Genomic DNA, 8399 nt, shown 5'->3' with positions numbered 1-8399 from the left:
AGGCCGCGCGGGCGGGAGCCTTCGACCCGACGTCACCGCCGAGGACATCGCCGCCGCACTCATCGGCATCTTCACCGTGTTCCCCCCGCCCGCCCACCAGGCCAAGGCCGGCCGCCTGCTCGACCTGCTGATGGACGGCCTCCGATCCCACGCCCGGCCGAACCCCTCATGAGCCGCCGGCCGGGCACCTCCAACCTGCGCGTCCTGCGTCGTGGCCGAGATCAGCGCTGGCTGGCAGGCTTGCCGGGAAGTTCGGTGCGACTGCCCTGGCAGGAGTAGACGATCTCCACCGAACCACCGGGCAGGGCTCGTTCGCGCTTGAAGCGCAGCCCGGTGTCGGCGCCGAGCATGGGCGTCAGTCGCATCCCACCGCCGAACAGCATCGGCAGGACGACCAGTTCGAGGGTGTCGAGTGCTCCGAGGGCGTGGAACGTCCCGATCGTCTTCGGCCCGCCGATGAGGTGGACGTCGCCACCCCGGTTGGCCGAGCGGAGCTTGTCCAGCAGCCGCACCGGATCGCTGTCAGTGGTGACGTGGCCGGGGGTGCCGTCCGGACGGTGCGAGCCGAGTACGTACACGTCAAGGTCCGGGCCAGGGCCAGCGGGTGTTGTTCAGCGCTGGCCCAAACCCTCCTTGGCGGGTCGCGCCTCCACCCGAGCGTCGGACGAGGGGCTCACCGATCGACACACCGCCGAGGACTTCTTGACCCCACAACGCCGTCATCGACCCGCAAGCTTCGGCACACGACCGCACGCTCGCATTCCGCCGGCAGTCCGCTCGGGGTCAGGCGCGGCGGTGGTCACTGTCTCGACGGAGTCGCTCCGCGTGGGTCCGAACGGCGTCCAGGCGGAGGGCGAGCTCGTCGTGGCCCTTGCCGAGGTGCGGACGTACGGCGGCCAGCGGCATGACCAGGTCGGCCACGTCGGCGGCCCCGAGGGCGTTGTGCAGATCCGTCATGGCAGAGCCGGCCGCGGGGCCGAGGTCCGTGAGGCCGGCGATCTGGGCGGCAAGGACCCGAAGGTCGGCGGCGTTGGCCCTGGCCCAGGCGCTGACGGTGCGGTCCGCGGCCCTGCGGTCCCGCACCGCTTTGACCCGCTCGGCGCCGGTCGCGGCTGCGGCACGCCCCGCGGGCTGAAGCCGTAGATAGCGGTTCTCCGCGGCCTGCCGGCTCGAGACGCCCATGGGATGGGCCAGGTCGGCCCAGGTGGCGCCGGCGGCACGGGCGGTCTCGACCAGGCCGACCTCCCATCCGGCGAGTTCGGTGCGCAGTTCCCGCAGCAGCATCACCGCGGCCAGTGCGTTCTCGGGGCCGGTCTGCGGTTCGCGGCCGCGATGTCCGGCCGGGTCGCGGGCGGCGCGGACTGCGTCGTCGATGGCGGCCAGCGCCGCTGCCGCCGCCATGAACGACGCCGGCCGTACGACCGACCCGTTCCCGGCTGCGGAGGGTTTGGATTCGTCACCCACTACGTCACCTTCTCCACGACTCAATGATTTGTCATCCGATGGATGACATGTTACAACGGAGTCAGGTGAAGCGCACTGGCACCACAGCAGAGAAAACCGGAGGTGTATCCCGATGCTGATGCGCACTGATCCCTTCCGTGAACTGGACCGCCTGACCCAGCAGTTCCTGGGAGCCAGCGGAACCTGGTCCCGGCCCGCCCCCATGCCGCTGGACGCGTACCGCACCGGCGACGAGTACGTGATGTGCTTCGACCTGCCGGGTGTGGACCCGGAGGCGATCGACATCGACGTCGAGCGGAACATGCTGACGGTGAAGGCCGAGCGCCGGCCTCGCCAGGACGGCGAGGGCGTGAAGTGGGAGCTGTCCGAGCGTCCGCTCGGGGTCTTCTCCCGGCAGGTCGTCCTGTCCGACACTCTCGACCCCGAGGGAATCAGCGCCGACTACGACGCGGGTGTCCTGACCCTGCGGATCCCCGTCGCCGAGAAGGCCAAGCCACGCAAGATCGCCATCGCCCACAGCGGCGACCGCAAGCAGATCCGGGCATGACCCTCGGCGGGGCCGTCCTCCACGGCCCCGCCGACCGACCAGCAAGACACCACACTCGGCGCCCCCGCCGGCCACCGGCCCGGCGGGGGCCGCCCCCCGCGGGGCCACCGGAGGTCGTGCAGGTGTGGCAGGGCGTGGGCACGCTGCGGGAAGCACCGGCGCACACCGGCACCTGACCCGCGAACCCTGGCAGGCACGCCTTCAGCCCCCAGGACGGAGTCACACGCCATGACCACCACCGGCACGTTCATCGACCGCATCCAAGAACGCGGCGAATACACCACGCCCCGGGAAGCCGAACGGGCCGCCCGCGTGGTACTGGCCCTGCTCGGCGCCCACCTCGTCGGCGACATACGCGCCCGGCTGGCCGCACGCCTGCCCGACGACCTCGCCGAAATCCTGCTCAACCCCCTGCAGGCCACCGAACCCCTGTCCCCCGACCGGTTCGTACGTGCCACGGCCGCCTGGATCCAAGGCGCCACCCAGCAGACCGCCCTGTGGGACATCGGCGCCGTCCTGAGCACCGCAGCCGACGCCGCCGGCCACGACCTCATGAACGAGGTCCTGCTCCAGCTACCGCCCGGCTACGACGCCCTCTTCGGCCCACCCCAGCACCCCACTCGTCCCTGACACACCGTCGCTCCCAGCCGCACAGGAGAAGCTCAAACGATGACCTGGCACGAGCTCGTCCAGCAGGCCCGCCACCACGGGCGCTACGCCACCGACGAGGAAGCCGAAAACGTCCTGCAGGCCGTCCTGGCCGCTCTCGGCGCACAACTCGTCGCCGAGGAACGCTGCGAACTGGCCGCCATCCTGCCCGAACCGGCCCGCACCACGTTCTGCCAGCAGATCCCCCTCACCCAGCCCCTGACCGCCCCCGCATTCGTCGGCACCATCGCCCGCGCCCTGGGCACCACCCCAGCGCAGGCCCGCTGGGACACCACGTCAGCCCTCGCCGCCCTCACCGAACTCGCGGACCTCACCGGACAGCCGCCCCTGATCGACCACCTCCTGGCTCAACTCCCCCGCGGCTACGCCCTCCTCTTCTGCCGCCCCGAACTCACCAGCGCCGCCTGACAGTTCCCGCAGCGGACCGGCTACCCCGCGAGAGCGGCTGCGCGCGCTTCGGGGACTCCCAGCATCAGCAGGCTCGTGATCGTCGCCGCCCGGGAGCCGAGGGCCTGGTTCGAAAGGTCGCTGTCCGCGATCGCGAACACCACGCCGTAGGCGACCTGGCTCGCCATGCCTGCCGGCAGGTGCTGTGCGAACACGCCGCTGTCCTGGCCCCGTTGCACGAGGTCGGCGAGGAGCTCGTCGAGCGGCCCGAGCAGGCCGTGGATCGTCTCGCCGTACTCGCCGCGGCGCAGCGCCAGCAGCACCCGGTATCGGTGCGCCACGGGCCACAGGCGCGCGATGAATGCGGCCCACGCCGCGTCCGCCTCCGCGACGGAGGCGTTGACCTCGGTGAGCACGGCTGTCATCTCGGTGACGGCCCGTTCCGTGAGTGTCCGGACGAGGTCGAGGCGCGAGGGGAAATGCCCGTAGACGGTGCGGCGGACGACGCCGGCAGCGGAGGCGATGTCGCCCATGCCGGCCTCGGGGTTATCTCCGAGCACGGCGAGGGCGACGTCGAGGATGCGATCGCGTGTCTCGTTCATCGAGCGCGCACGGGAGGACTCGGTGGGCACCAGACCATTGTTGCACACCAGTGTGCAGTGACGTAGATTGCACAGTAGTGTGCAATGAATGTTGCGCGGTGCTCGCAGCTCAGGAGATGAAGCCATGACCGCACCGACTCCGCCGGCCTCGGCCCTCGTCCGCCCCTTCACCGTCGCGATCCCGGACGCGGAGATCGACGACCTGAAGCAGCGACTGGCCAGGACCCGATGGCCGGACCCGGAAACCGTGGACGACTGGTCCCAAGGGGTCCGGCTGGAGAACGCCAAATCGCTGGTCGGCTACTGGGAGCGCGAATACGACTGGCGGCGCCTGGAGTCCGAGCTCAATCGCTACCCCCAGTTCGTGACCGAGATCAACGGGCTGGACATCCACTTCATCCACGTCACGTCCAGGAATCCCGACGCGCTGCCGTTGATCCTCACGCACGGTTGGCCGGGCTCGATCGTCGAGTTCCTCAAGCTGATCGGCCCGCTGACCGATCCGGTCGCGTTCGGAGGAGACGCCGCCGACTCGTTCGACGTCGTCATCCCCTCACTCCCCGGATTCGGATTCTCCGGCAAGCCCACGGAGAGCGGGTGGACCGTGTCGCGCATCGCCGGCGCGTGGGCAGAGCTGATGAAGCGGCTGGGCTACACGAGATGGGCCGCGCAAGGCGGCGACTGGGGCGCCGTCGTCACCACCGCCCTCGGGGCCATGCGGCCCGAGGGACTGCTCGGGATCCACCTGAACACCCAGTACGCCTTTCCCGCGGACATCCCCGGCACCCTTTCACCCGAACAGCGCGACGCCGTCGAGACCCTCGCCCTCTACACCGGCGAACTCGGCGGGTCGAACCACCTGCAGGGCACCAAGCCGGAGACCGTCGGCTTCGCCCTGGCGGACTCCCCCGCCGGCCAGGCGGCCTGGATCTACGAGAAGTTCCAGTCCAAGACCGACAACCACGGGCTCGCCGAGGACGCCCTCGGCATCGACGACATGCTCGACGCGATATCCCTCCACTGGTTCACCAACAGCGCGGCATCGTCCGCCCGCATCTACTGGGAGAACAGATCGGCCACGTTCGCCGGCCCGAAGCTGACACTTCCCGTCGCCGTGACCGTCTTCCCCAAGGACATCCCGCGCCTGCCGCGAAGCTGGATCGAAGACACCTACCGCAATCTGATCCACTACGGCGAGGCCGACAAGGGCGGGCACTTCGCGGCCCTGGAACAGCCCGAGATCCTGGTCAGTGAGATCCGCACCGGCCTGCGCACCCTTCGTCCCTGACACGGCCGCGCGAGCGGACCCCGCCCACCCGTTGGGTGGCACCTCGTGCGCCCGTCCCAGCAGCACACCCGGCGACGCGGCACCTCCGCCGTCACAGCCGGGATCGCGGGTAAGGTCGGCGGCCCACCGGCGGCCGGGATCTCGGGAGCCGCCGGCGGGAGGCGCGTTGTCATACCGTCGGGGTTCAGCCCGCCGTGAAGGCGGTGATGCGCTGGGCGCCGCCGGGTGCGCCGGGGGCGGCGCTCACCATGTCGAGGCGGACGCGGTCGGTGTGCACACCCGTGAAGGAGATCACCGTCGGCGCGTCGCTCGAGGTCCCCCAGGCCACGTTCTGCTCACGAACCGGGACCCAGCGGTCGCGGTCCCAGTAAAAGGCCGTGACCGATGCGGGCAGCGAGTGGGTGGAGTCGGTGGTGAAGGAGACCGAGACGCTCTGCACGAAGCGCTCCTCACCCCAGTCGACGGACACCCAGTCACCGGGGCGTGCGCCGTTGAAGGCCGGCAGCAGCGCGGTGCCGCTCTTGTTGAAGGCGTTCGACCAGCCGGTGGCCGGGTCGCCGTCGAGCATGGCGGCCGGCAGCGTGTTCTCCGCCCCGGAGTAACTCGCGTCCGCCGCAGGGTAGGTGACAGGACCAGAGCCGGGGTCGGGCAGGAGAGCGCTCGGCGGTGTGGTCGCCACCTGTCCGTCCGGCCGCGTGGTGCGCACCGACACCGAACCGGGATGCAACCCGTCGGCCGTGGCGGTCACGGTGAGCCGGCCGGGTGCCGTGCCGGCGCGCACGATGGCGAGCGCCTTGCCGCGGAAGGTGGTGCGCGTCGTGGCCTGGTAGCGTTCGGCACTCTCCTGCTGCCCGTTGTCCACGCCCGCGAGCGAGCCTCCGGCAACGTGGAAGGTGAGCAGTTCGGCCGCGTTCGGCAGCACCGTGCCCCGCGCGTCGATCACCTCGGCGGTCACGTAGATCAGGCTGCTCCCGTCGGCCGGGGCGGAGGCGCGGTCGGCGACGAGGCGTACGGCGTGTGCGGGCGACGCCGTCCGCAGGACGTCGGTGGCGACCGTCCGGCCGCCGCTGCGCGCGACCGCCTTCAACTCGCCCTGGGCGAAGGGCACGTCCCAGGTCAGGTGGAGCTTGCCGGCGCTGCCGTTGGGGCTGGTGTAACTGCCCGGATAGGGGCCGCCCGTGACCGTCTTGTCGTCGCCGGTCGCCTCGGTGGTCTCGAGGTAGCCGCGCCCGTCGACCGTCTGCTTGCGGTCGAACCGGCGCACGCCGAGTGACCGCCCGTTGAGATAGAGCTCGACGGTGTCGACGTTGGTGTACGCCCACACCTGGACGGTCTCGCCCGGCCGGTGGTCGGTCCAGTCCATGGGAAGCAGGTGAACCATGGGCTCGGCCGTCCACTGGCTGCGGAAGAGCCAGTACATGTCCTTGGGGAAGCCGGCGGTGTCCACCGCGCCGAAGAAGGACGACTTGACGGGGAAGACGCCGTAGGGCGTCGGCTCGCCGATGTAGTCGGTGCCCGACCACAGGAACTCGCCGGCGAAGAAGCGGCGGTCGCGGTCCTTCTTCAGGCCGTACTCGCCGCTCATCGTCCACGACGCGAGGTTGTTGTCGTAACTGGAGGTGGCCCGCCGGCCGGGGGTGTGGTTCTCCCCGGTGTTCAGGTGCCGCGGCTCCTGGTAGGTGCCGCGCGAGGACGTCTCCGAGGACGACTCGGACTCGAAGAGGAACAGGTGCGGGTAGCGGGCGTGCAGGGCGTCGACGGACCCCGCGGTGTTGTAGTTGAGGCCCAGCCCGTCGAGTTTGGCGAGCATCTGGTCGGCGGGCGAGCCCGGCGACGGCAGACCGCGGTACTTGTCGGAGCCGATCACGACCGGGCGAGTGCCGTCCACCGCCTTGATGGCGGCGATGAGCCCGTCGGCGATGGTGAGTCCGAGCGCGCTCGTGGAGTCCGGGATCTCGTTTCCGATCGACCACATCATCACGGCGGGCGAGTTGCGGGCCGCTCGCACCATCTCGGTGATGTCGTCGATGCTGTGGGCGTCGAAGAACCGGTGGTAGTCGTAGGTGTTCTTGCCGGTGTGCCAGCAGTCGAACGCCTCGACCATCATCACCATGCCCAGCTCCTCGCAGACCGAGATCATCTCCGGCGAGGGGGGGTTGTGGGACGTGCGAAAGGCGTTGACGCCCATCGACTTCATGATGGTCATCTGCCGCAGTACGGCGTCGCGGTGGATCGCCGAGCCGAGGGCGCCCTGGTCGTGGTGGAGGTCGACGCCGCGGATCTTGGCGGGTTCGCCGTTGATGGACAGGCCCTGGTCGGGGTCGAGGACGAGCCAGCGGAAGCCGAAGCCGGTGCTGTACGTGTCGACGGTCCGGCCCCCCACCTGCACCTCGGCGACGAAGGTGTAGCGGTTCTCCGGAGTGTCCGGCGACCACAGCGACGGCCGGTCGACGCGCAGATCGAGAGCGGCGGTCGCGGCGGCGCCGCCTGCAGGCAGCACCAACGGAACGCTGCCGCTGGCGACTTGCCGGTTCCGCGCGTCGCGCACGGTTGCCACGATCACCGCGGAGGTGTCGGTGCCGGTTTCGTTGAGCACCGACACCTCGCCGTGGACGGTGCCGTATCCGCGGGCGGCCGTGGCCGCCAGGTCCGGGGTGGTGACGAAAGTGCCCCAGCGGGCGACGTGCACGGGATCGGTGACCACCAGACGGGCATTGCGGTAGATGCCGCTGCCGGAGTACCAGCGGGAACTGGGCAGTTGGTTGCGAACAGCGACGGCCAGCACATTCGGAGTGCGGCCGTCGGCGTGCACCAGTTCGGTGATGTCGTAGGCGAACCCGGTGTAGCCGTACGGGTGGTTGCCCAGCAGTGTGCCGTTGCAGTAGACGTCGGAGTCCATGTACACGCCGTCGAACTCCACCGAGATGCGACGGCCCTGAGCCTGCGCCGGCAGCGTGAAGGTCGTGCGGTACCAGCCGAGGCCGCCGGGCAGGTAACCCGTGCCGCCCGAGGTGCCGTTGGCGGTGGTCGGGGTCTGCTCGATGCTCCAGTCGTGGGGCACGCGGACCGCACGCCAGCGGGAGTCGTCGAAGGCGGGGTCGGCCGCGTCGGCGTAGGCGCCGGTGGGGTCGGTGACGCCGCCGGGATTCACCAGGGCGAACCGCCACCCGTCGGTGAGCGGGATGTTCCGGGGAACACCGGTCGCGGCGGGCGTGGGATGGGACGGGCCACCGGATCGGGCGGCGGCGACGCCGCCGGTGAGTCCGGGCAGGACGGGCACGACCGCCGCTCCCGCCAGGACCGATCTGCGGTTGATCGACATGCCGTCCTCCTCGTCAAGACATGCGTCTGCACACCGCGGTGACCCGCGAACGCGGCAACTGATCAGCTTCAAACAGAATCGATCACCGCGCCTCACGGATTCTCGCAGGACCGCACCCAT

9 protein-coding genes are annotated in these 8399 nt (G+C 70.4%); 5 read left to right on the top strand and 4 right to left on the bottom strand.

Annotated elements, in window-relative coordinates; genetic code table 11:
* A partial coding sequence (locus K7862_RS38555; protein ID WP_443611938.1) for an SbtR family transcriptional regulator occupies positions 1 to 172 on the top strand: 172 nt, incomplete at its 5' end.
* A gap of 49 nt (positions 173 to 221) precedes the next feature.
* On the opposite strand, the gene K7862_RS38020 is transcribed toward K7862_RS38555, so the two are convergent.
* On the bottom strand, positions 222 to 578 hold the full coding sequence (locus K7862_RS38020) for a dihydrofolate reductase family protein (protein WP_308012339.1): 357 nt from the start codon (positions 576 to 578) through the stop codon (positions 222 to 224).
* A 205-nt stretch (positions 579 to 783) separates the two neighbouring features.
* Positions 784 to 1401, bottom strand: coding sequence for a hypothetical protein (locus K7862_RS34060; RefSeq protein WP_222969102.1), 618 nt, complete (start codon positions 1399 to 1401; stop codon positions 784 to 786).
* A gap of 175 nt (positions 1402 to 1576) precedes the next feature.
* On the opposite strand from K7862_RS34060, the gene K7862_RS34055 reads away from it, so the two are divergent.
* The 3 genes from K7862_RS34055 (at position 1577) to K7862_RS34045 (ending at position 3088) form a co-directional block, all read left to right on the top strand.
* Positions 1577 to 2011: an Hsp20/alpha crystallin family protein gene (locus K7862_RS34055; protein ID WP_222969093.1), complete on the top strand. Its 435-nt coding sequence runs from the start codon at positions 1577 to 1579 to the stop codon at positions 2009 to 2011.
* A gap of 228 nt (positions 2012 to 2239) precedes the next feature.
* Positions 2240 to 2641: a DUF2267 domain-containing protein gene (locus K7862_RS34050; RefSeq protein ID WP_222969091.1), complete on the top strand. Its 402-nt coding sequence runs from the start codon at positions 2240 to 2242 to the stop codon at positions 2639 to 2641.
* Between the two features lie 39 nt (positions 2642 to 2680).
* A complete protein-coding gene (locus K7862_RS34045; RefSeq protein WP_222969089.1) occupies positions 2681 to 3088 on the top strand; it encodes a DUF2267 domain-containing protein in 408 nt (135 codons plus the stop codon).
* A 20-nt stretch (positions 3089 to 3108) separates the two neighbouring features.
* Here the strand turns inward: K7862_RS34045 and K7862_RS34040 are convergent, their stop codons facing one another.
* Positions 3109 to 3699: a TetR/AcrR family transcriptional regulator gene (locus K7862_RS34040; RefSeq protein WP_222969087.1), complete on the bottom strand. Its 591-nt coding sequence runs from the start codon at positions 3697 to 3699 to the stop codon at positions 3109 to 3111.
* A 94-nt stretch (positions 3700 to 3793) separates the two neighbouring features.
* On the opposite strand from K7862_RS34040, the gene K7862_RS34035 reads away from it, so the two are divergent.
* Positions 3794 to 4957: an epoxide hydrolase family protein gene (locus tag K7862_RS34035; RefSeq protein ID WP_222969085.1), complete on the top strand. Its 1164-nt coding sequence runs from the start codon at positions 3794 to 3796 to the stop codon at positions 4955 to 4957.
* Positions 4958 to 5141: 184 nt separating this feature from the next.
* On the opposite strand, the gene K7862_RS34030 is transcribed toward K7862_RS34035, so the two are convergent.
* Positions 5142 to 8279, bottom strand: coding sequence for a glycoside hydrolase family 2 TIM barrel-domain containing protein (locus K7862_RS34030; RefSeq protein WP_222969083.1), 3138 nt, complete (start codon positions 8277 to 8279; stop codon positions 5142 to 5144).
* Positions 8280 to 8399: the final 120 nt, after the last annotated feature.

It is taken from the genome of Actinacidiphila acidipaludis (assembly GCF_019890725.1).
Lineage (GTDB): Bacteria > Actinomycetota > Actinomycetes > Streptomycetales > Streptomycetaceae > Actinacidiphila > Actinacidiphila acidipaludis.
This window is presented reverse-complemented; position numbering and strand designations above follow the sequence as displayed.

What these genes read in the sequence shown, in the direction of transcription:
- K7862_RS34035 (WP_222969085.1), top strand. Translation starts at nt 3,794, where the DNA reads ATGACCGCACCGACTCCGCCGGCCTCGGCCCTCGTCCGCCCCTTCACC.
- K7862_RS34060 (WP_222969102.1), bottom strand. Translation starts at nt 1,401, where the DNA reads ATGGCGGCGGCAGCGGCGCTGGCCGCCATCGACGACGCAGTCCGCGCC.
- K7862_RS34045 (WP_222969089.1), top strand. Translation starts at nt 2,681, where the DNA reads ATGACCTGGCACGAGCTCGTCCAGCAGGCCCGCCACCACGGGCGCTAC.
- K7862_RS34050 (WP_222969091.1), top strand. Translation starts at nt 2,240, where the DNA reads ATGACCACCACCGGCACGTTCATCGACCGCATCCAAGAACGCGGCGAA.
- K7862_RS34030 (WP_222969083.1), bottom strand. Translation starts at nt 8,279, where the DNA reads ATGTCGATCAACCGCAGATCGGTCCTGGCGGGAGCGGCGGTCGTGCCC.
- K7862_RS34055 (WP_222969093.1), top strand. Translation starts at nt 1,577, where the DNA reads ATGCTGATGCGCACTGATCCCTTCCGTGAACTGGACCGCCTGACCCAG.